Source organism: Kitasatospora sp. NPDC086009 (genome assembly GCF_044540385.1).
Classification (GTDB): Bacteria; Actinomycetota; Actinomycetes; order Streptomycetales; family Streptomycetaceae; genus Kitasatospora.
Window position 1 is genome coordinate 112,827 of sequence record NZ_JBITSA010000002.1, and the last position, 21,855, is coordinate 134,681.

Genomic DNA, 21,855 nt, shown 5'->3' on the forward strand with positions numbered 1-21,855 from the left:
AGGGCGGGTGCCGGAGTCGGCGTGGCACCCCCTCCTGCGAGGGGCTTTTTTGTTTTCCGCCGCCTTTCGTGCCGCGCCCGGCCCTGTGCCCGGTTCGCCCACTGACATCGATGGAGCCTGAAGGACCATGAGCGAGACGACCCCTGCTTCCGGCGCGGCCGAGGCCGCGACCGAGCCGTTCCGGTACAGCGCCACCCTGGCAGCGGAGATCGAGTCCCGCTGGCAGGACATCTGGGAGAAGGAGGGCACGTTCAGCGCCCCCAACCCGGCCGGTGACCTGGCCGACCCGAGCGCCGGGGACGTCTCCGCGAAGCCGCACAGCTTCATCATGGACATGTTCCCGTACCCCTCCGGCGCGGGCCTGCACGTCGGCCACCCGCTGGGCTACATCGCCACCGACGTCTTCGCCCGCTACCAGCGGATGACCGGCCACAACGTGCTGCACACGCTGGGCTACGACGCGTTCGGCCTGCCCGCCGAGCAGTACGCGGTGCAGACCGGTACCCACCCGCGGGTCTCCACCGAGGCCAACATCGCCAACATGCGCCAGCAGCTGCGCCGGCTGGGCCTGGGCCACGACCCGCGTCGCTCGATCTCCACGATCGACCCGGAGTACTACCGCTGGACCCAGTGGATCTTCCTGCAGATCTTCAACTCCTGGTACGACGAGGAGGCCGGCCGGGCCCGCCCGATCGCCGAGCTGATCGCCGGCTTCGCGGACGGCTCGCGCGAGGTCCCCGGCGGCCGCGCGTGGTCGGAGCTGTCCGCCGCCGAGCGCGACGAACTGCTGGGCGACTACCGGCTGGCGTACTCCAAGGAGGTGCCGGTCAACTGGTGCCCCGGGCTGGGCACCGTGCTGGCCAACGAGGAGGTCACCGCGGACGGCCGCTCCGAGCGCGGCAACTTCCCGGTGTTCAAGTCGAACCTGCGCCAGTGGATGATGCGGATCACCGCCTACTCGGACCGGCTGATCTCCGACCTGGACCTGCTGGACTGGCCCGAGGCCATCAAGCTGCAGCAGCGCAACTGGATCGGCCGCTCGGAAGGCGCCCGGGTCGACTTCGCGGCCCCCGGCGACCGGAAGATCACCGTCTTCACCACCCGCCCCGACACCCTGTTCGGCGCCACCTACATGGTGCTGGCCCCCGAGCACGACCTGGTCGACTCGATCGTGCCGGCCGCCTGGCCCGCCGGCACCCGTGACGAGTGGACCGGCGGCGCCGCCACCCCGGCCGAGGCCGTCGCCGCCTACCGCGCGAGTGCCGCTGCCAAGTCCGACGTGGAGCGCCAGGTCGAGGCCAAGGTCAAGACCGGTGTCTTCACCGGCGCCTACGCGGTCAACCCGGTCAGCGGCGAGCCCGTCCCGGTCTTCGTCGCCGACTACGTGCTGATGGGCTACGGCACCGGCGCGATCATGGCCGTCCCGGCCCACGACCACCGCGACTTCGCGTTCGCCCGGGCCTTCGAGCTGCCGATGCGCTGCGTCGTCAAGCCGACCGACGGCCGCGACGAGGACCCGCACACCTGGGACGACGCCTTCAGCACGTACGACTCCGTCATCGTCAACTCGGCCCACGCCGAGGGCACCGAGAACGGCATCTCGCTGGACGGTCTGAGCGTCGCCGACGGCAAGGCCGCCGTCACCGCCTGGCTGGCCGAGCGCGGCATCGGCGAGGGCACCGTCAACTACCGCCTGCGCGACTGGCTGTTCAGCCGCCAGCGGTACTGGGGCGAGCCCTTCCCGATCGTCTACGACGAGGACGGCGTGATGCACGCGCTGCCCGAGTCGATGCTGCCGGTCGAGGTCCCCGAGGTGGACGACTACTCGCCGCACACCTACGACCCGTTCGACTCGACCTCCTCCCCGAAGACGCCGCTGTCGCGCAACGAGGACTGGGTCAACGTCGAGCTGGACCTGGGCGACGGGCCGAAGAAGTACCGCCGCGAGACCAACACCATGCCCAACTGGGCCGGTTCCTGCTGGTACGAGCTGCGCTACATCGACCCGTCGAACGGCGCGCGGGTCGTCGACCCGGCCAACGAGCAGTACTGGCTGGGCCCGACCGCCGAGAAGCCCGGCGGCGGCGCCGACCTGTACGTCGGCGGTGCCGAGCACGCCGTGCTGCACCTGCTGTACGCGCGGTTCTGGCACAAGGTCCTGCACGACCTGGGCCACGTCTCCTCGGTCGAGCCGTTCCACAAGCTGTTCAACCAGGGCATGATCACCGCCGACGTCTACCGCGACGAGCGCGGCTTCCCGGTGCCCGCCACCGAGGTCGAGGAGCGCGACGGCGGCTACTTCTGGCAGGGCGAGCCGGTCAAGCGCGAGGCCGGCAAGATGGGCAAGTCCCTGAAGAACGCCGTCGCCCCGGACGAGATCGCCGACGAGTACGGCGCCGACACGCTGCGCCTGTACGAGATGTCGATGGGCCCGCTGGACGTCTCCCGCCCGTGGGACACCCGCGCGGTGGTCGGCTCGTACCGCTTCCTGCAGCGGCTGTGGCGCAACATCGTCTCCGAGGCCACCGGCGAGCTGGTCGTCACCGACGAGGAGCCGGACGAGGCGACGCTGCGCGCGCTGCACAAGGCCATCGACGGCATCCGCGGCGACATGGCCGCGCTGCGCTTCAACACGGCCGTGGCCAAGGCGATCGAGCTGAACAACTTCCTGGTGAAGCGCGGCTCCACGCCGCGACCGGTCGCCGAGCGGCTGGTCCTGCTGGTCGCCCCGCTGGCCCCGCACATCGCGGAGGAGCTGTGGCGCCGACTGGGCCACGGCGACTCGCTGGCCCACACCGACTACCCCGTCGCCGACCCGGCGTACGTGGTGGACGAGGCGGTCACCTGCGTCGTGCAGATCAAGGGCAAGGTCAAGGCCCGGCTGGAGGTCGCGCCGTCGATCTCCGACGCCGAGCTGGAGGCGCTGGCGCTGGCCGATCCGGCCGTCGTCGCGGCGATCGGGGACGCGCCGGTGCGCAAGGTGATCGCGCGGGCGCCGAAGCTGGTGAACATCGTCACCGGCTGACTGCCGGTGGTCGCCGTGGGTCGTTGACGGCCGGGGCGGGTGTCCTTCGGGGCGCCCGCCCTCGGCGTTCCCGGGGCGGTGGTTCGCCGGGTGTGGGTGGAGGCAGGTGGGGGCGGGATGCGTTGCCCGAGGCCGGGCCCGCCTCGGGGAGATCCCCCATCTGTCCCTGATCTCCGGAGCCCGGGCCCGTTCGACCTGCCCCCGGCACGGGTCGGGCGGCTACCGTGGAACCCACGGTGGGCCGGCCCGCGTTGGGCCCGGTGGGGGCCGGTTCGGCGGACGGAAGGTGGCTCGTGATGGACGCGCTCGGCGTGATGGTCGGTCTGGCCCTGCTCTTCGGCCTCGCGATGCTGGTGCTGGTGGTGGTCGGGACCGTCAAGGCGGCGAGGGCGGTCGCCACGAAGGTGGAGCGGCACGAGGCCAACGCCCGGCGCGCGGTCGAGAACGTGACCCTCAAGGCGAAGACCTACGCCAAGCCCGGCCCGCAGGGCCAGATCTCCGCCGTCCGGCTGGGGCTGCGGACCTCCCTGGACGGCACGCGCCAGGTCCTGGAGAGCGGTCTGGTGCAGGACGGCCAGCTCGGTGAGGCACTCGCCCTGCTGCGGCGGCTGGACACCCACGCGGCCGAGCTGGACGCTGAGCTGCGGATCCTGGAGCGTGAGCCGGACCCGGGCCGGATCGCGGCCAAGCTGCCCGAGCTGCGGGAGCGCGCCGAACGGATCACCCACTCCGCCGAGACCATGCGCTGGGCGGCCCAGGACCGGATGCACCGCTTCGCCGACGACGAGCTCCGGCGGCTCAGCCAGGAGTGCGAGAGCGAGGCGGGGGCGTTGCGGCACTGGGACCACTCGGGGGCGGGGTCGGATTCCGGGTCGGGTACGGGGGCGGGCTTCGGCACGGGAGTCGGTTCCGGTGGGTCGGCTGGTGCTGGTGCTGGCGGGGCGGCGGCGGGTCGGGCCGGGCTGACGGACGGGAAGGGGCGCCCGAGCGCCGAGGAACTGCTGGGGCTGAACGACCCGCTGTCGCGGCTGGCGGACCGGCTGCGGAAGCCGTCGGCCGGGCCGACGGCGGGCTGACCGGACGTCCCGCTCCTCCGGCCCCGCCACATCCCGGAAGACTCGACCTCTCCCGGACGGCTCGGGTGGGGTCGCCGTGCCCGGCGCACCGACCGGCTGTCCCTGGCGCCCGCCCGGTGCCGGTGCCGGGGCCGCCCGGCGCTTCGCCCGGTTCCGGCGCCGGGGCCGGGGCCGGACGGCGGGCGGGCGGGCCGGGGCAGGCCCGGTTCGGGCGCTGTCCTCCTGGCCGGACGCGGAGTAACCTCCGCCTCATGCCCGCCGACCTCGCACTTGTCACCGATTCCACGGCTTATCTGCCCCAGCAGGCCGTCGACCGTCACGAGATCGCGGTGGTGCCGCTGAGCGTCGCGGTCGGTGACACCGTCCTCGCCGAGGGCGTGGAGATCTCGCCCAAGGACGTCGCCGAGGCGCTGCGCGGCAAGCAGCGGGTGACGACCTCCCGGCCGAGCCCCGAGGCCTTCGCCGCCGCCTACCGGGCCGCCGCCGAGGCCGGCGCGAAGGGCATCGTCTCGGTGCACATCTCCGCCGAGCTGTCCGGGACGGCGGAGGCGGCCCGGCTGGCGGCCGCCGAGGCGCCCGTCCCGGTGCGTGTGGTGGACAGCCGGCTGGTCGGCATGGCCCTCGGATACGGCGTACTGGCGGCGGCCGAGGCGATCGAGGCGGGGCGGGAACTGGACGAGGTGGTCGCCGCTGTGACCGCGCGGACGGCGGTGACCAGCGGATTCTTCTACGTGGACACCCTGGAGCACCTGCGTCGGGGCGGCCGGATCGGGGCGGCCCGGGCGCTGCTCGGGTCGGCGCTGGCGGTGAAGCCGCTGCTGCACCTGGACGGCGGGCGGATCGAGCCGCTGGAGAAGGTCCGGACGGCGTCGCGGGCGATCGCGCGGCTGGAGGAGATCGCGGTCGAGCAGGCGGGGGAGCGGGTGGTCGACATCGCCGTCCACCACCTGGCGGCGGAGGAGCGGGTCGAGCCGCTCGCGGAGCGGCTGCGGGGGCGGATCCCCGGGCTGCGCGACCTGTACGTGGGCGAGGTGGGCGCGGTGATCGGTGCGCATGTCGGACCGGGGCTGCTGGCAGTGGTGGTCTCGCCGCGCTGAGGCCCGTGAAGCCGGGGTGCGTGAAGCCGGGGTGGTGAACCCTGAGGGGCGTGAAGCCGGGGTGGTGAACCCTGAGGGGCGTGAAGCCGGGGTGGTGAACCCTGAGGGGCGTGAAGCCGCGGTGCGTTGAAGCCGCGGTGCGTGAAGGCGCCTCCGGACGGGGGCTGAGACGGGCCTCGTGAGGACCTCTGCCAGGCGGGAAGTCAACTCCGACGACTGCTGATCACTCGTGCGAGCGACACGAGTTGTCCACAACCCCGGAGTTTTCCACAGGGTTTCGCCGATTCTCCCATCGACGGCGGACGGCTCCTAGCGTGCTCCGCATGACGAGCATGAACATCGGCGCGGTGAAGCGCCAGCGGGTCGGGGAGACGGCGCGGCGTCGGCTGGCAGCGCTGCTGCCGGCGGCCGGGGGAGGCGCTGAAGGGGCCGCCGAGGCATCGGCCGCGAGGGTGGCCGGGGGAGCCGCCGGTGCGGCGGAGCCGTCGGCCACCGGGCCGCCCGGGGGCTCGCCCCTCGGGGGCGGGTCGGGCGGCGGGTCGGGTGACGTGCCGAGTGCGGCGGTCGATGGACCCGCTGGTGGCGCGGGGTTTGACGGTGTGCCGCCCTACGGTGTGCCGTCCGACGATGACGGGTCTGCCGACCCGGGTCGCGCGCGATTTCGCTTCGGTCCTGCGGTGATGCTCGACCGGCGGGCCGTGTCGGGGCTGGTCGTCCTGCTACTGCTCGCCGTGGGCTACGGCGTCCAGCACTTCTGGCTGGCGCGGCCCCAGCCGGTCGCGGTGCCGGCGGTGGCGGTGCCAGCGCCGGCGGTCGCGCCGGCCGAGCCGGGGGCATCGCCCCCGAGCACACCGGAGGCCTCCGCCGGCCCCGTCCCAGCAGCTCCGGGAGACGCCGAGGCGCGCACTGTCGTCGTGGTCGACATCGGGGGGCGGGTGCACGCACCCGGTGTCCACACGCTGCCCGGCGGCTCCCGGGTGGCGGACGCGTTGCGCGTGGCCGGCGGGCCGCTGCCCGAGACGGAGACCAAGGGCCTCAACCTGGCCCGGGTGCTGACGGACGGTGAGCAGATCCTCGTCGGCGAACCGGATGGCGCGGCGCAGGCCGTGGGCGGGCCGGCCACGGGCGCCGTGCCGAAACAGCCGGTCAGTCTGAACCACGCCACCCTCGAACAGCTCGACACGCTCCCGGGAGTCGGTCCGACGCTGGCACAGCGCATCATCGCCTTCCGCGCGTCGCACGGATCGTTCCGCTCGCTCGACCAGCTCCGGCAGGTCAGCGGCATCGGCGAACGCACCTACGCGGAGCTCAGACCGATGCTCACGCTCTGACCCGCCCGTACGCGCCCGCACCCGCCCGGTGACGGTTCCGGTCGGTGCTCCTGCTTCCGGCTCGCCCGACGCACGGAGCCGTGCGACCCGTCTGCCCATCGACCTGTCCTCCCGTCGACCCGGCTGCCCATCGACCCGTCGGTCACTCCCCGGAAGGAGGTGCCGTCATCGCCGCCACTGCCACCACAGACGCCGTCGGGCCGCACCGGCCTCCCGGCGATCTTCGCCTACTCCTCCCCGCCGTCGCGGCCTGGGTGGTCACGGCGGGTGTTCTCGGGCTGGGCCCCGGACACGGCCTCTTGCTGTCCTCGGCCGCCGGCACGGCCGTCCTGTTCGCCGTCCTCCTGCTCGCCCGCCCGGGAGTGCGGCGGCGTCGCGGCGCCGCCATGACGCTGGCCGCCGTGCTGCTCACCGGTGCGGCGGCCGCCGCCGCGACCCTGCTGCACACCGCCGACCTCCATCGGGGGCCGCTGCCCGGGCTGGCCCGGGCCGGCGCCGCCGCGCCGGAGGTGGGCGTCGAACTGACCATCACCGCCGACCCGAGAGCCCACACCTCCCGCACCAGGGGAACGGCTGCCGGGCAGACCGTCCTCACCGTGGACGCGGTGGTGGAGCGGGTCACCGTCCCGGCGGGCTTCGAGCCGGCGGCTCCGGCCCCGGGCGACGGCGCGGGCGGCCCGCCGGTCGGCACCGAGACGGTGACCAGGACGCGGACGCCGGTGACGGTGATGGCGCGAGGGCCGGAGATCGGCGCGTGGCAACGGCTGCTCCCGTCGGCCCGTGTCGCCGTGGAAGCGGACGTCCGCCCGGCGGGGGAGGGCTACGACGACGAGTCGGCCGCGCTGTTGATCGCCCACGGGCCGCCACGGGAGCTCGCGCCGCCCAGCCTGCCGCAACGGGTCGCCGGCCGGTTGCGGGCGGGGCTGCGGGCGGCAAGTGACGATCTGCCGCCGGACGCACGGGGGTTGCTCCCGGCCTTGGTGGTCGGTGACACCTCACGCCTGCCCGGGGACCTCCTGGACGCCTTCCGGGCCACCGACATGGCGCATCTGGTCGCGGTCAGCGGGGCCAACCTCGCGATCCTGCTGGGTGTCCTGCTCGGTGCCCCCAGTCGTGCCGGTACAGCCGAACGACGTGGCCTGGCCGCCGCGTTCGGTATCCCGCTGCGCACCACCGCGCTGCTCGGCACAGTCGTCACGCTGGCGTTCGTGACCGTCTGCCGACCGGAACCCAGCGTGTTGCGGGCCGCCGGTACGGGGCTGATCGGACTGCTCGCGCTCGCCACCGGCCGACCCCGGCAGGCGGTGCCCGCCCTAGCCGGTACGGCGTTGCTCCTGGTGCTCCTCGACCCCTACCTCGCCCGGTCGTTCGGCTTCCTGCTCTCCGTGCTCGCCACCACCGGTCTGCTGGTGGTCGGCCCGCACTGGGCGCAGCGCCTGAGGGCGCGGGGCTGGCCGCACCACCTGGCGGGCGCCGTCGCCGCGACGGCAGCGGCCCAGGCGCTCTGCGCGCCCGTGACGGTCGTGCTGTCCGGACACATCAGCCTGGTCGCGGTGCCGTGCAACCTGCTGGCCGAGCTGGCGGTGGCTCCGGCGACTCTGCTCGGCTTCGCGGTGCTCGTCCTGGAGCCGCTCTCGCCGGCCCTGGCCCGGCTGCTCGCGGAGCCGGCCGGGCTCCCGGTGGGCTGGCTCGCGGCGGTGGCCCGGCATGGGGCGGAGCTGCCGGGCGCTCAGATCTCCTGGCCCGGCGGGCTGCTCGGCACGGTGACGCTGGCCCTGGCGACGGTGGCGGTGTGCTGGACGGTCCCTCTCCTGGCACCCGGACGCGCCGCAGCGGTCGGTCTGCGCGTCAGGGGCGGCTGGGCCCGGCCGCTGGTGGCGGGCCTGCTCCTCCTGGTCCTGCTGGCCGTGCTGGTGCGGCCACCCCTGCTCACCCGGCTCGCGACCGGCTGGCCGCCACCGGGCTGGCGGCTGGTCATGTGCGACGTGGGTCAGGGGGACATGGTGGTGCTGCCGGTCACCGCTGGCGGCGGGGCGCCGGGGAGCGCGGTGGTGGTGGACGCCGGGCCGGATCCGCGTGCGGCGGACCGCTGTCTGCGCGACCTCGGGATCACCCGGGTGCCGTTGCTGGTGGTGACGCACTTCCACGCGGACCACGTGGAGGGTGTGCCCGGGGTGTTGCGGGGGCGTTCGGTGGGCGCGATCGAGGGGACGGTCCTGGGTGAGCCGCCGGGCGAGGCCGCCCGGGTGTCGGGGTGGGCGGCTGCGGCCGGAGTGCCACTGGTGCGCGCGCGGACAGGCGAGCGCCGGTCGGCCGGACCGGGGCTGTCATGGGAGGTGGTGTGGCCCGATGCCGTGCTTCCGGCGGAGGCCGCCGGGGCCAACAACGCGAGTGTGGTGCTGCTGGTGACGGTGGCGGACGGTGTGCGGCTGGCTCTGTTGGGCGATCTCGAACCGCCCGCGCAGGCCGCGCTGTCGGCGCGGTGGGGCCGTGGTGTCCGGGTGGATGTGCTGAAGGTGGCCCACCACGGGTCGGCGCACCAGGACTGGGAGCTCGCGGCCGCGTTGAGGCCCAGGCTGGCGTTGATCTCGTGTGGCGAGGGGAATCCGTACGGGCATCCGTCCGTGCGGACGGTGGAGCGGCTGCGTGCCCTCGGTGCCACGGTATTGCGCACCGATACCGCTGGGGACATCGCGGTGACGGGCGACACCCCGGCTCGTCTGGGGGCGTCCGTGCACCCGCACGGCGGGCAGACCCGCCACGGTGCGGCCGCGTCGCGCGGTCGGCACCCGGCCGGCGGGCCGCGCGGCCCGCCGGGGTGAGCCCTCTCGCTCAACCCGCCCTCTCCACAGGGAGGAGGTGGAGAGGGCGGGGAGGGGGAGCGGGGGTGGGGGTGGGGGGTGGGGGGTGGGGCGGGCCCCGGAGGACATGGCGGGGCCGACGGATCAGCCCTCCTCGCGCCACCCCTCGTGCTCGGCGGCGACGGCGTCCAGGGCGCGGAGCAACTCCGCGGTCCAGCCGTCCTCGGGGGGTTCCACGACCACCAGCCACTGGGCGTCCTCGGCGTCGTCCTCGCCGGCGAGGGCGTCCCGGACGATTTCGAGTTCGCCGAGGTCGGGGTGGTTGGCGCTGAGTTCCTCCGTGGCGTCCTCGGCGGCATCGCGGTCGGGCAGGACGAGGAGCTGCCGGGCGCTCGGGTCGAAGTCGTCCGGCTGGTCGGTGGTGAGGTGTTCGGTCACCGGCCCATTCTCCCGGGAGCGCCTCCCGCCTCGGAGTACACCCCCCACTGGTCGGGCCCACCCCGGCCCACCCCCGGCGGCCCCGCCCCTCCGGCCGTCGGACCCGGCCCGCCCGCCCCCGCCCACCCCCGCCCGCCGGTCGTTCCTCCGGGTGGGAGTGTCCCCGCCCCATGGGATGCTGGTAGGCGATGGCCAGGAAGAGTGCACCCGACGACCTGCTCGCCCCGCTGACCCTCGCGGTCGGCCAGGAGGAGCTGCTGCTCGACCGCGCGGTCGCCCAGGTGGTGGCGGCGGCGAGGGCTGCGGACCCGGACACCGATGTGCGGGACCTCCCACCCGGCACCCTGCAGCCCGGCAGCCTCGCCGAGCTGACCACGCCCTCGCTGTTCGCCGAGCGCAAGGTGATCGTCGTCCGGGCCGCCCAGGACCTTTCCGCCGACTCCGTCAAGGAGCTCAAGGCGTACATCGAGGCCCCGGCCGACGAGGTGATCGTGGTGCTGGTGCACGCGGGCGGCGCCAAGGGCAAGGGCCTGCTGGACGCCGGGCGGAAGGCGGGCGGCCGTGAGGTCGCCTGCGCGAAGCTGGCGAAGGCGTCGGACCGGCTGGCCTTCGTCCGGGGAGAGTTCCGCACGCTCGGCAGGTCGGCCACCCCGGAGGCGTGCCAGGCCCTGCTGGACGCGCTCGGCAGTGACCTCCGCGAGCTGGCGGCCGCGTGCAGCCAGCTCACCTCGGACGTCGAGGGCACCATCGACGAGACGGTGGTGGCCCGCTACTACAGCGGCCGGGCCGAGGCCACCGGCTTCGAGGTGGCGGACTTCGCGGTCACCGGCCGGGCCGCCGAGGCGCTGGAGCGGTTGCGCTGGGCGCTGGCCGTCGGGCAGCCGCCGACCGGTATCACCTACGCGCTGGCGTCCGGGGTCCGCAGCATCGGCCGGCTGGCGACCACCGGGCGGAACATGCGCCCGGCCGATCTGGCCCGCGAGCTGGGGATGCCCCCGTGGAAGGTCGAGCGGGTCCGCCAGCAGATGCGCGGCTGGACGGGCGACGGCGTGGCCACGGCCCTGACGGCGATCGCCCAGGCGGACGCGGCCGTCAAGGGAGGCTCCGACGACCCCGCCTTCGCGCTGGAGCGGGCCGTGGTGGCCGTCGCCCGGGCCGCGCGCGCCGGCTCCGGGGGCCGTTCCTACTGATCCCGGCACGGGCGCCCCGGCAACCCGGGCCCGCCCGCCGGGACGGCCGGCCGCCACGAGCAGCCCCTGCGACCGACCCGGCCGGCCCGACCGACCCGACCGGCCCCACGGGAAACCCTCCCGACCCGGCCGCCACGACCGGCCCTTACGAGCCCCCGATCGCCTTCAGGATGTCCCGGGTGTCGTCGAGCATCGCCCGGCGGACGGTCTCGCGGTCCAGCGTGGTGTTCTTCCCGACCTGGTAGTTGTCCGTCCAGGACAGGGAGTACGTCATCCCGCCGTCCCGGACCTGTAGGTAGTGGTTGATGTCGTGGAAGGTCTGGTCCGAGCTGGTCGGCTCGTCGCCGTAGGCGAAGTAGGCCTCCTGGCCGAGGTTCGGCACATCGGTGATCTCGTACTTCTGCTGCTCGAAGTAGCTTCGGGTGGCGGCGAATTCGGGCGCGGAGTCGACCGCCCGGTGCAGTTCGGCGCGGATGTCGAGGGTGGCGTAGTCGGCGACGTCGCTCCCGCTGACCGCCCGTTTGACCAGCGCGTAGCACCGCATGATGTCCATGGAGTCGGACCGGCCGGTGTGCTGCAGCGGGTAGTCGTCGACCATGCGGTACTGCTTCTTGAACGCGGTGAGCGTGCCCGACTCGCAGAGCCTGTCGACCGCGTGGTAGCCGTGGAGGCTCTGCGCCGGGGAGCCGCTGTCGACGATCCGCGGTACCAGGGCCACGGCGCCGGACCAGGCGGCCGAGGCCAGGACGGCGCCGACGAACGCCCAGACGGCGTTGCGGCGCAGGTTTCCGCCCCTCCTGACCGTCCCCTCGCGCGGCCCGGGGTCCCCGGCGGGGGCCGTACCGGGTGAGGGGGCCGGCCCCGGGGCGGCGGGAAGTCCGGGCGACGCGGGCAGTCCGGGCGGAGGTCCGAAGCCCGGGGCCGTCCCCGGCGGCGGTGGCTGCTGCGGGAAGCCGCCGAACCCCGGTCCGCCCTGGGCCGGTGGTGGCGGCGGTGGCGTCGTCATAGGTGCCCCCCTGAGCGTCGACGAAGATGCCTGCCACGAAGGTGCCGCCCCGGAACCGTGACTCGCAACGATGGCCCGAAACGGTGACCCGGAACGCGGTGGCCCCCCGGGAGGGGGACGCGACCGCCGCCCGCCCGGTTTCCGTGAGCGCGGCCCCCCCGAGCTGCCGTCACCGACCATAGTGGCAGGACCACAGAACGCGACAGAAGCCGCAGGATCCGCAGCCGCAGCCGCAGCGACAGAAGCCGCAGCCGCAGCCGCAGCGACAGTAGCCGCAGCCGCAGGACCCGCAGCCGGTCCGCCGGGCGACGGGGATCCGCGCGAGAACGTCCGCAGCGGAAGCCCCGGCCCGAAACGACGACTGCCCGCCCGGTGGGGACCGGGCGGGCAGTCGGGGGAAGCGCCTACCAACGGGCACTTCCGGTGGATCTTCGTGCACCGCACCCGCGTGGCGAACGCAGGCCGCGTGCGGTGCGAGTCTTGAGCTCGTGCCTCAGGGGACCGGGTAGAGGGCCGGTCCGTCCTGGGACGGTCGGGGCCGTGGGCCCCGGCGGAGTCAGGCCTGGACGGCGTTGACGCGCTTGGTGATGGCCGACTTCTTGTTGGCGGCCTGGTTGGCGTGGATGACGCCCTTGCTGACGGCCTTGTCCAGCGCCTTGGAGGCGGCGCGGGCCAGCACGGTGGCCTTCTCGGTCTCGCCGGCGGCAGCGGCCTCACGGGCCTTGCGCAGGGCGGTCTTCAGCGAGGACTTGACGGCCTTGTTGCGCAGGCGCGCCTTCTCGTTGGTCTTGTTGCGCTTGATCTGGGACTTGATGTTCGCCACGAAGGAGCCTCAGTCTTGTCAGTAAACGGTTCTGGGGTCCCCCCGGCCGAAGGCTGGGGGAGAGTTGCACCGCGCGGCCGCCGGACTGCTGAGAGGGCATGCCTGGGCCAGGTGCAGCGCCCCACGCTACCAGGGGGGTACCGCCCGACCCAAACCGGCCGGATCCGGATCAGGCCCGGAGCACCGGCTCGCCGTAGTGCTCGACCTCGGGAAACGGCCGGTAGAAGCGGTGCAGCAGCTCGCGCCACCGCTGGTACTCGGCGGAACGGCGGAACCCCTCCGTGTGGTCCTCCAGCGCCTCCCATTCCACCTGGAGCAGGAACCTGGCGCCGCGGCCCTCGTCGAGGCAGCGGCGCAGCGCGAGGGAGCGGAAGCCGGACTGGACCGCGATCAGCGGCTTCGCCTCCGCGAAGGCGGCGAGGAACGCGTCCTCCTGGCCGGGGACGACGTCGAGGAGGGCGCTTTCCAGGATCATGGACGACCATCCTGCCCCGACTGGTCGGGCCGCGGGAAGGGGCGGCCGTTCAAGGGCCCCGCGGCGGCACTTGAACGGGCCCGCGGACCAGCCCCGGACGGACTCCCGGACGGACCCGCGCACCGACCCCGGACGGACCCGCGCACCGACCCCCGGAGCACCCCCGGCGCGGCCCCGGTGGAACCGAACGGCGGCGGACGTCGCGGTCGTGGGAGGATGGGAAGAACTATTTCGATCGGACGACTGTCCGGTCCCCGGGAAACCGGTCAGCGATGACCCGGACGCCCCCGGCCCCCGGACCAACGGAGAATCGGACCAAGGTGCCCGCGACCCCCAGCAATGTGCCAGAGCCCAGCCGTACCGACCCGGCGCTGATCCGCAACTTCTGCATCATCGCCCACATCGACCACGGCAAGTCGACGCTCGCAGACCGGATGCTCCAGATCACCGGTGTGGTCGACCCGCGGCAGATGCGCGCCCAGTACCTCGACCGCATGGACATCGAGCGTGAGCGCGGCATCACCATCAAGTCGCAGGCCGTCCGCCTCCCATGGGCGCCGAAGACGGGGCCGAACGCCGGCTCGACGCACATCCTCAACATGATCGACACCCCGGGCCACGTGGACTTCACGTACGAGGTGTCCCGCTCCCTCGCCGCCTGCGAGGGCACCGTCCTCGTGGTGGACGCCGCCCAGGGCATCGAGGCGCAGACCCTCGCCAACCTGTACCTGGCGCTGGAGAACGACCTCACGATCGTCCCGGTGCTCAACAAGATCGACCTGCCGGCCGCCCAGCCGGAGAAGTACGCCGCCGAGATCGCGCACATCATCGGCTGCGACCCGGACGACGTGCTCAAGGTCAGCGCCAAGACCGGTCTCGGCGTCGAGGAACTGCTCGACCACCTGGTCGACAAGATCCCGGCCCCGGTCGGCGTCAAGGACGCCCCGGCCCGCGCGATGATCTTCGACTCGGTCTACGACTCCTACCGCGGCGTGGTCACCTACGTCCGGGTCGTCGACGGCCAGCTCACCAAGCGCGAGCGCATCGCCATGATGTCCACCGGCGCGACCCACGAGCTGCTGGAGATCGGCGTCATCTCGCCGGAGCCGAAGGTCGCCGACGGCCTGGGCGTCGGCGAGGTCGGCTACATCATCACCGGGGTGAAGGACGTCCGGCAGTCCAAGGTCGGTGACACCATCACCTCGATGCACAAGGGTGCGACCGAGGCGCTGGGCGGCTACAAGGACCCGCGTCCGATGGTCTTCTCCGGCCTGTACCCGCTGGACGGCTCGGACTACCCGCTGCTGCGCGACGCCCTCGACAAGCTGCGCCTGAACGACGCCGCGCTGGTCTACGAGCCGGAGACCTCGGTCGCCCTCGGCTTCGGCTACCGCTGCGGCTTCCTCGGCCTGCTGCACCTGGAGATCATCCGGGAGCGCCTGGAGCGCGAGTTCAACCTCGACCTGATCTCCACCGCCCCGAACGTGGTCTACCGCGTCGTGATGGAGGACGGCACCGAGCACACCGTCACCAACCCCAGCGAGTTCCCGACCGGGAAGCTCGCCGAGGTCTACGAGCCGGTCGTGCGCGGCACCATCCTGGCGCCGAACGAGTTCGTCGGCGCCATCATGGAGCTCTGCCAGGCCCGTCGCGGCAACCTCCAGGGCATGGACTACCTCTCCGAGGACCGCGTCGAGCTGCGCTACACCCTGCCGCTCGCCGAGATCGTCTTCGACTTCTTCGACCAGTTGAAGTCCAAGACCCGCGGCTACGGCTCCTTCGACTACGAGCCCATCGGCGAGCAGAGCGCCCAGCTGGTCAAGGTCGACATCCTGCTGCACGGCGACGCGGTGGACGCGTTCTCCGCGATCGTGCACAAGGACAAGGCCTACAACTACGGCGTGATGATGGCCGGCAAGCTGCAGAAGCTGATCCCGCGCCAGCAGTTCGAGGTGCCGATCCAGGCCGCCATCGGCTCCCGGGTGATCGCCCGTGAGACGGTCCGCGCGATCCGCAAGGACGTTCTCGCCAAGTGCTACGGCGGTGACATCTCGCGCAAGCGCAAGCTGCTGGAGAAGCAGAAGGAAGGCAAGAAGCGGATGAAGATGGTCGGCCGCGTGGAGGTCCCGCAGGAGGCCTTCATCGCCGCGCTGTCCACCGACGCCGAGGCGCCGAAGGAGAAGAAGTAGCCGGCGCGAGCCGGGTGTTTCCGGCCGGCCCGACGGGGCCGGCCGCAGCGGTGCCCGACGGGCCCGGGGCGTCTCGCCCCGGGCCCGTCGGCCTGTCCGCACGGTCGGCCTGTCCGCACGGTCGGCCTGTCCGCACGGCGGCCGGTCGGTGCGGCGGCCCGGCTCAGGCTCTCAACGCAGCGCCCAGACCACGCCGTTGACGATGGCGGCCTTGGTCAGCCGCCCGGCCCGGCCGGTCAGCACCGAGGGCCGCATCGAGTCGTCGCCGTGGATCAGCTGGACCAGGCCGTCCCGGCGGCCGAGGCTCAGGCACTGCACGGCGTAGCGGAACGCGAAGGGTTTGTCGGTGCGCCCGGTGAGCAGCTTGCCGAGGTAGCGGCCCATCGGCTGGGCGGTGGCGCAGCCCATCCGCAGGGTGCCGGTGCCGGGGACGGTCACCGCGGCGGCGTCGCCGATGACGTGGACCTCCGGGTGCGAGACGGAGCGCAGGTGGCCGTCCACCACCGCCCGGCCGGCCGGGTCGACGGTCAGGCCCGCCTCGGCCGCCAGCGGGTGCGGCTCCATGGCGGCGGCCCAGGCGACCAGGTCGGCATCGATCCGGCCGCCGGTGGTGTCGAGGCCCCCGGCGTCGACCCCGGTGACGGTGTGCCGCTCGTGCACCTCGATCCCGAGCCGGGCCATGACGGTGCGGACGTGGGCCCGGCCGCGGGTCGAGAACCAGCCGCCGACCTGTCCGGCGGCGACGATCCGCACCCGCCAGGCGGGGTGGGCCTCGGCGATCTCGGTGGCCAGTTCGATGCCGGTGGCGCCGCCGCCGACCACGGCGACGGTGCCGGGCCGCCCGGCGGTGCGCAGCCGCTCGCCCAGTTCGGCGGCCCGCTCGGCGGAGTAGGCGTGCTCGGCGGCGCCGGGGACGGCGTGCCAGGCGGTGCGGCTGCCGAGGGCGTAGACCAGGGTGTCGTAGGGGAGGGCCTCACCGGTGTCCAGGAAGACCTTGCGGGCGGCGAGGTCCAGGCCGGTGGCCCGGGCCGGGACGTGCCGCACGCCGCGGCCGCGGACCACCTCGGCTAGGGCGGGCCGGTGCTCGGGGAGGCCGGCGGCGGTCTCGTGCTGGCGGACGCGGTGCAGGAAGCGGGTCTCCGGGGCGATCAGGGTCACCCGGTGGTGCCGGCCCGCCCGGGTCGCCGCGGTCAGCCCCGCGTAGCCGGCCCCCAGTACGACGATCTGCTTCTCGGTCATGTCGTCCGCCTCCTCCGAAACGCCCCCGCGGAGCGTTCTGTCGACACGTTCTCGGTGTCCGTTCGGGAAGGGGACGACGCGGCCGGTCAGGGTGTGACGGTGATCCGGGTCACAGGTCCGTCGGCGTGCCGGCGGCGTCGGCCACCCGGGTCAGCTTCTCGGGGTTGACCACCACGAAGGCCTCGGTGATCCGGCCGTCGGCGACGGTGAACGCCAGCACGCCGCCGGGCCGGCCGTCCGCGTCCTGGACGAGCAGCCCCGGCTCGTCGTTGACCAGGGCGGGCACCAGGCTCATGCCCGGCAGGAACCACTTCGCGACCAGGCCGGCCACCAGGCGGGAGACCTTGTCCGCGCCGAGGACCGGGCGGGCGCCGGCGCTGACGACGCCGCCGCCGTCGGAGTGCCAGACCACGTCCGGGTCGAGCACGGCCAGCAGGCCCTCGATGTCGCCGCGGGTACTGGCCGCCGCGAAGGCGGCCACGGCCTGCCGGTGCTCGGCCGGGTCGGCGGTGGCGCGGCGCCCGCCGTCCTTGACCCGGCGCCGGGCCCGGGAGGCGAGCTGGCGGGCGGCGTCGGGGGAGCGGTCGAGGGAGGCGGCGATCTCGTCGAAGCCGACCGCGAACACGTCGTGCAGCACGAAGGCGGCGCGTTCGGCCGGGGTGAGCTGCTCCAGGACGGCGAGCACCGCGAGCGAGACGGACTCGCCGAGTTCGGCGAGCTCGGCCGGGGAGGCGGGGGAGTCCTGGTAGGAGACGGCCGGTTCGGGCAGCCATTCGCCGAAGTAGGCCTCCCGGCGGGCCCGGGCGGAGCCCAGCTGGTCGTAGCAGAGCCGGGTGACGACGGTGGTCAGGAAGGCGCGCGGGTCGGCGACGGCGGACCGGTCGGTGCCGCGCCAGCGCAGCCAGGCCTCCTGCAGCACGTCCTCGGCGTCGCTGAACGAGCCGAGCAGCCGGTAGGCGACCGAGCCCAGGTAGCGCCGGTGGGCCTCGAAGGCGTCGGGTTGTGCGGCGGCAGCGGCCGACAGGTCGTCACTCACAGGCCCACCGTAGCGGCCCGGGCGGCGGCCGGAGCGTTCGAGGGGGCGCCCACCGGACGGGGCCACGCTGCCCCCTGGCCTCCCCGTGGGCGGAACACCGGAGGGGGAGGCCGGGTGACCCCGACCTCCCCCTCCGGTGCGGCCCGCCGGTCAGTCCACCTCGGCGACGGCCTCGGCGAACTGCGCCTGGTACAGGCGGGCGTACGCGCCCTCGGCGGCGATCAGCTCGTCGTGCGTGCCCTGTTCGACGATCGAGCCGCTCTCCATCACCAGGATCACGTCGGCGTCCCGGATGGTGGAGAGCCGGTGGGCGATCACGAAGCTGGTGCGGCCGGTGCGCAGCCGGGCCATGGCGCGCTGGATCAGCACCTCGGTCCGGGTGTCGACCGAGCTGGTCGCCTCGTCCAGGACCAGGATCGACGGCTGCGCCAGGAACGCCCGGGCGATGGTGATCAGCTGCTTCTCGCCGGTGCTGACGCCGGTGCCCTCGTCGTCGATGACGGTGTCGTAGCCGTTCGGCAGGGTCCGGACGAAGCGGTCCACGTGGGCGGCCCTGGCCGCCTCGACGACCTGCTCGTGGGTGGCGCCCTGGGCGCCGTAGGCGATGTTCTCGGCGATGGTGCCGCCGAACAGCCAGGTGTCCTGGAGGACCATGCCGATGCCGGAGCGGAGGTCCTCGCGGGACATCGCCGCGATGTCGACCCCGTCCAGGGTGATCCGCCCGCCGCTGACCTCGTAGAACCGCATCAGCAGGTTGACCAGGGTGGTCTTGCCGGCGCCGGTCGGGCCGACGATGGCGACGGTCTGGCCCGGTTCGACCTTCAGCGAGAGGTCGTCGATGAGCGGCTTGTCGGGGTCGTAGCGGAAGGAGACGTCCTGGAAGGCGACCCGGCCGCGGATCGCGTCGGGGCGTTCCGGCATGGCCGGCTCAGGGGTCTGCTCGGGCGCGTCCAGCAGCTCGAAGACGCGCTCGGCGGAGGCGACGCCGGACTGCACCAGGTTGGCCATGCTGGCGACCTGGGTGAGCGGCTGGCTGAACTGCCGCGAGTACTGGATGAACGCCTGCACGTCGCCGATCGACAGCGCGCCGCCGGCGACCCGCAGGCCGCCGACGACGGCCACCAGCACGTACTGCAGGTTGCCGATCAGCATCATCGCGGGCTGGATGATGCCGGAGATGAACTGGGCCCGGAAGCTGGCCGTGTACAGCGCCTCGTTGTGCTCCCGGAAGGTCTCGGCGGACTCCTTCTGCCGGCCGAAGACCTTCACCAGGGCGTGGCCGGTGTACATCTCCTCGATGTGCGCGTTCAGCTGCCCGGTGGACTTCCACTGCTGGACGAACTGCGGCTGCGCCCGCTTGCCGACCCTGGTCGCCACCACGACCGACAGCGGGACGGAGATCAGGGCGATCAGGGCGAGCAGCGGGGAGATCCAGAACATCATGGCGAGCACGCCGACCACGGTGAGCAGTGAGTTCACCACCTGGCCCATGGTCTGCTGCATGGACTGGCCGATGTTGTCGATGTCGTTGGTGACCCGGCTGAGCACCTCGCCGCGGGGCTGCTTGTCGAAGTAGCTGAGCGGCAGCCGGGCGAGCTTGGACTCGACGTCCTGGCGCAGCCGGTAGCTGGCCCGCTGGATCGCCTTGGTGGCGAGCCGGCCCTGGACGATGCCGAAGGCGGCGGAGGCGACGTAGATCGCCAGCACCCAGAGCAGCACGGTGCCGATCGCGCCGAAGTCCATGTGCTGGCCGGGGGTGAAGTCGACCGCGGAGAGCAGGTCGGCGGCGCCGCCGTCGTGCGCCCGCACGTCCGCGACGGCCTGCGCCTTGGAGATGCCGGCCGGGAACTGCTGGCCGACCACGCCGGCGAAGATCAGGTCGGTGGCCCTGCCGAGCACCTTGGGCCCGGTCACGGCGCAGCCGATGCTGAGCACGCCGAGGGCCAGCACGCCGCTGAGCAGGGCGCGTTCGGGGCGGAGCAGGGCGAGCAGCCGCTTGCCCGAGCCCTTGAAGTCCATCGACTTCTCGGAGCCCTGGCCGCCCATGAACCGGCCGGGGCCGGCTGGGCCGCGGCGGGCGGCGGCGGCCTGCGAGTCGCTGGGCACCTCGCCGGAGCCGGGGCCCTTCGTCATGGGCGCCTTCTTCTGCGGGGTGGTCACGCCGCCTCCTGCTCGGTGAGCTGGGAGAGCACGATCTCCCGGTACGTCGGGTTGTCGGCCATCAGTTCGCCGTGGGTGCCGCTGCCGACGACCGCGCCCTCGTCCAGGACGACGATCCGGTCGGCGTCGCGGATGGTGGAGACGCGCTGGGCGACGATCAGCACGGTGGCGTCGGCGGTCTCCCGGGAGAGGGCCCTGCGCAGCCTGGCGTCGGTGGCGTAGTCCAGCGCCGAGAACGAGTCGTCGAACAGGTAGACGCCGGGCTTGCGGACGAGCGCGCGGGCGATCGCCAGGCGCTGGCGCTGGCCGCCGGAGACGTTGCTGCCGCCCTGGGCGATGGGCGCGTCGAGGCCCTCGGGGAAGCGCTCGACGAACTCCTTGGCCTGGGCGACCTCCAGGGCGTGCCAGAGCTCCTCGTCGGTGGCGTCGGGCCGGCCGTAGCGCAGGTTGCTGGCGACGGTGCCGGTGAACAGGTAGGGCTTCTGCGGGACGAGGCCGACGGTCTCGGCGATCGTCTCGGGGGCGAGTTCACGGACGTCCACGCCGTCCAGCAGGACCTGTCCGGCGGTGGCGTCGAAGAGCCGGGGGACGAGGCCGAGCAGGGTGGACTTGCCGCTGCCGGTGGAGCCGATGACGGCGGTGGTCTCGCCGGGGCGGGCGGTGATGTCGACGCCGCGCAGGACGGAGGCCTCGGCGCCGGGGTAGCGGAACTCGACGGCGCGCAGTTCGAGCTTGCCCCGGGCCAGGAGTTCGGTGACGGGGGTGGCCGGCGGGACGACGCTGGAGCTGGTGTCCAGGACCTCCTGGATGCGCTCGGCGCAGACCTCGGCGCGCGGCACCATCATGAACATGAAGGTCGCCATCATGACGCTCATCAGGATCTGCATCAGGTAGGAGAGGAAGGCGGTCAGTCCGCCGATCTCCATGCCGCCGCTGTCGATGCGCATGGCGCCGAACCAGAGCACGGCGACGCTGGAGGCGTTCACCACCAGCATCACGGCCGGGAACATGAACGACATCAGCTGGCCGACCTGGAGGGCGACGCCGGTCAGGTCCCGGTTGGCGCCGGCGAACCGGGCCTGCTCGTGGTCGTCCTTGACGAAGGCGCGGATGACCCGGATGCCGGTGATCTGCTCGCGCAGGACCCGGTTCACCGTGTCGATCTTCTTCTGCATGCTGCGGAACTTCGGGCGCAGCGCGCGGACGAGCAGGGCGACCACGACGCCCAGCAGGGGGACGACGGCCAGCAGCAGCGCGGAGAGCGGCACGTCCTGGTTGAGCGCCATGACGATGCCGCCGACGCACATGATCGGCGCGGCGACCATCAGGGTGAAGGTCATCAGGGCCAGCATCTGGACCTGCTGGACGTCGTTGGTCGTCCGGGTGATCAGGGAGGGGGCGCCGAAGGAGCCGACCTCGCGGGCGGAGAAGGTCTGCACCCGGTCGAAGACGGCGGCCCGGACGTCCCGGCCGAACGCCATGGCGGTGCGCGCGCCGTAGAAGACGGCACCGATCGAGCAGAGCGCCTGGGCGACGGTGACGGCGATCATCACACCGCCGATGCGCAGGATGTAACCGGTGTCGCCCTTGACCACGCCCTGGTCGATGATGTCGGCGTTCAGCGTCGGCAGGTAGAGCAGGGCGAGCGTGGACACCAGCTGGAGGAGCACCAGCAGGGAGATCGGTCGGGAGTACGGGCGCAGGTACGCCCTCAGCAGTCTGATCAGCACTGGCACACTCTTGTCTTCGGCAGTGGGGTTCGCATCCCAATTCTCATGCTTCTGTGGACTCGCACAGTTGATTCCGGCCCCGCGCCCCGAGGTTTGTCCAGTCCTTTGCTGAACGCACCGGCGGGCCCGGTTGCGCCGTGCACCGGCGGCTCGACAGTGTGCCAGCTGTCCTCACCCTCTTACGGAATGACCGGTTTCCCCCTAGGCTGCTGATTGCCCCCTTGTTACTCACCGGTATC

General features: G+C 73.2%; 15 protein-coding genes. 7 read left to right on the top strand and 8 right to left on the bottom strand.

Going from position 1 to position 21,855, the window contains the following annotated elements; genetic code table 11:
• Window positions 1–127 precede the first annotated feature (127 nt).
• The 5 genes from leuS (at window position 128) to ACIF6L_RS06195 (ending at window position 9,351) form a co-directional block, all read left to right on the top strand.
• Window positions 128–3,025, top strand: a complete 2,898-nt coding sequence (gene leuS / locus ACIF6L_RS06175; protein WP_380384814.1) for a leucine--tRNA ligase — start codon at window positions 128–130, stop codon at window positions 3,023–3,025.
• Window positions 3,026–3,321: 296 nt separating this feature from the next.
• The gene (locus tag ACIF6L_RS06180) at window positions 3,322–4,101 is read left to right on the top strand and encodes a hypothetical protein (protein WP_396487038.1); all 780 of its coding nucleotides are present in this window, start codon (window positions 3,322–3,324) and stop codon (window positions 4,099–4,101) included.
• A gap of 251 nt (window positions 4,102–4,352) precedes the next feature.
• Window positions 4,353–5,198: a DegV family protein gene (locus ACIF6L_RS06185; protein WP_396487037.1), complete on the top strand. Its 846-nt coding sequence runs from the start codon at window positions 4,353–4,355 to the stop codon at window positions 5,196–5,198.
• A gap of 323 nt (window positions 5,199–5,521) precedes the next feature.
• Entirely contained in the window at window positions 5,522–6,529 is a 1,008-nt protein-coding gene (locus tag ACIF6L_RS06190) for a helix-hairpin-helix domain-containing protein (RefSeq protein WP_396487036.1), read from the top strand.
• A gap of 386 nt (window positions 6,530–6,915) precedes the next feature.
• On the top strand, window positions 6,916–9,351 hold the full coding sequence (locus ACIF6L_RS06195; protein WP_396492490.1) for a ComEC/Rec2 family competence protein: 2,436 nt from the start codon (window positions 6,916–6,918) through the stop codon (window positions 9,349–9,351).
• Window positions 9,352–9,474: 123 nt separating this feature from the next.
• Here the strand turns inward: ACIF6L_RS06195 and ACIF6L_RS06200 are convergent, their stop codons facing one another.
• On the bottom strand, window positions 9,475–9,768 hold the full coding sequence (locus ACIF6L_RS06200; RefSeq protein WP_329487602.1) for a hypothetical protein: 294 nt from the start codon (window positions 9,766–9,768) through the stop codon (window positions 9,475–9,477).
• Between the two features lie 188 nt (window positions 9,769–9,956).
• Here ACIF6L_RS06200 and holA point away from each other — a divergent pair, with 188 nt between their 5' ends.
• A complete protein-coding gene (holA, locus tag ACIF6L_RS06205; RefSeq protein WP_329487601.1) occupies window positions 9,957–10,958 on the top strand; it encodes a DNA polymerase III subunit delta in 1,002 nt (333 codons plus the stop codon).
• 145 nt (window positions 10,959–11,103) lie between these two features.
• Here the strand turns inward: holA and ACIF6L_RS06210 are convergent, their stop codons facing one another.
• The 3 genes from ACIF6L_RS06210 to ACIF6L_RS06220 all read right to left on the bottom strand — a co-directional run bounded on the left by ACIF6L_RS06210 (window position 11,104) and on the right by ACIF6L_RS06220 (window position 13,262).
• Window positions 11,104–11,964, bottom strand: coding sequence for a hypothetical protein (locus tag ACIF6L_RS06210; RefSeq protein ID WP_396487034.1), 861 nt, complete (start codon window positions 11,962–11,964; stop codon window positions 11,104–11,106).
• Window positions 11,965–12,520: 556 nt separating this feature from the next.
• On the bottom strand, window positions 12,521–12,787 hold the full coding sequence (gene rpsT, locus ACIF6L_RS06215; RefSeq protein WP_329487599.1) for a 30S ribosomal protein S20: 267 nt from the start codon (window positions 12,785–12,787) through the stop codon (window positions 12,521–12,523).
• 169 nt (window positions 12,788–12,956) lie between these two features.
• Window positions 12,957–13,262: an antibiotic biosynthesis monooxygenase gene (locus ACIF6L_RS06220; protein ID WP_359837880.1), complete on the bottom strand. Its 306-nt coding sequence runs from the start codon at window positions 13,260–13,262 to the stop codon at window positions 12,957–12,959.
• Between the two features lie 320 nt (window positions 13,263–13,582).
• On the opposite strand from ACIF6L_RS06220, the gene lepA reads away from it, so the two are divergent.
• Window positions 13,583–15,451 (top strand): translation elongation factor 4, encoded by a 1,869-nt coding sequence (gene lepA, locus ACIF6L_RS06225; protein WP_352289110.1) that lies wholly within the window; start codon window positions 13,583–13,585, stop codon window positions 15,449–15,451.
• A gap of 171 nt (window positions 15,452–15,622) precedes the next feature.
• Here the strand turns inward: lepA and ACIF6L_RS06230 are convergent, their stop codons facing one another.
• From ACIF6L_RS06230 to ACIF6L_RS06245, 4 genes are all read right to left on the bottom strand, one after another.
• Complete coding sequence (locus ACIF6L_RS06230; RefSeq protein ID WP_396487033.1) at window positions 15,623–16,690, bottom strand: NAD(P)/FAD-dependent oxidoreductase; 1,068 nt, start codon at window positions 16,688–16,690, stop codon at window positions 15,623–15,625.
• Window positions 16,691–16,799: 109 nt separating this feature from the next.
• The gene (sigJ, locus tag ACIF6L_RS06235) at window positions 16,800–17,726 is read right to left on the bottom strand and encodes an RNA polymerase sigma factor SigJ (protein WP_329487595.1); all 927 of its coding nucleotides are present in this window, start codon (window positions 17,724–17,726) and stop codon (window positions 16,800–16,802) included.
• Window positions 17,727–17,876: 150 nt separating this feature from the next.
• A complete protein-coding gene (locus tag ACIF6L_RS06240; RefSeq protein WP_396487130.1) occupies window positions 17,877–19,859 on the bottom strand; it encodes an ABC transporter ATP-binding protein in 1,983 nt (660 codons plus the stop codon).
• Between the two features lie 23 nt (window positions 19,860–19,882).
• Window positions 19,883–21,616 carry an ABC transporter ATP-binding protein gene (locus tag ACIF6L_RS06245; protein WP_329487594.1) on the bottom strand — a complete coding sequence of 578 codons (1,734 nt, stop codon included), beginning with the start codon at window positions 21,614–21,616 and terminating at the stop codon, window positions 19,883–19,885.
• Between the last annotated feature and the right edge of the window lie 239 nt (window positions 21,617–21,855).

What these genes read in the sequence shown, in the direction of transcription:
- leuS (WP_380384814.1), top strand. Translation starts at nt 128, where the DNA reads ATGAGCGAGACGACCCCTGCTTCCGGCGCGGCCGAGGCCGCGACCGAG.
- ACIF6L_RS06180 (WP_396487038.1), top strand. Translation starts at nt 3,322, where the DNA reads ATGGACGCGCTCGGCGTGATGGTCGGTCTGGCCCTGCTCTTCGGCCTC.
- ACIF6L_RS06185 (WP_396487037.1), top strand. Translation starts at nt 4,353, where the DNA reads ATGCCCGCCGACCTCGCACTTGTCACCGATTCCACGGCTTATCTGCCC.
- ACIF6L_RS06190 (WP_396487036.1), top strand. Translation starts at nt 5,522, where the DNA reads ATGACGAGCATGAACATCGGCGCGGTGAAGCGCCAGCGGGTCGGGGAG.
- ACIF6L_RS06195 (WP_396492490.1), top strand. Translation starts at nt 6,916, where the DNA reads ATGACGCTGGCCGCCGTGCTGCTCACCGGTGCGGCGGCCGCCGCCGCG.
- holA (WP_329487601.1), top strand. Translation starts at nt 9,957, where the DNA reads ATGGCCAGGAAGAGTGCACCCGACGACCTGCTCGCCCCGCTGACCCTC.
- ACIF6L_RS06210 (WP_396487034.1), bottom strand. Translation starts at nt 11,964, where the DNA reads ATGACGACGCCACCGCCGCCACCACCGGCCCAGGGCGGACCGGGGTTC.
- ACIF6L_RS06220 (WP_359837880.1), bottom strand. Translation starts at nt 13,262, where the DNA reads ATGATCCTGGAAAGCGCCCTCCTCGACGTCGTCCCCGGCCAGGAGGAC.
- ACIF6L_RS06230 (WP_396487033.1), bottom strand. Translation starts at nt 16,690, where the DNA reads ATGACCGAGAAGCAGATCGTCGTACTGGGGGCCGGCTACGCGGGGCTG.
- ACIF6L_RS06240 (WP_396487130.1), bottom strand. Translation starts at nt 19,859, where the DNA reads ATGACGAAGGGCCCCGGCTCCGGCGAGGTGCCCAGCGACTCGCAGGCC.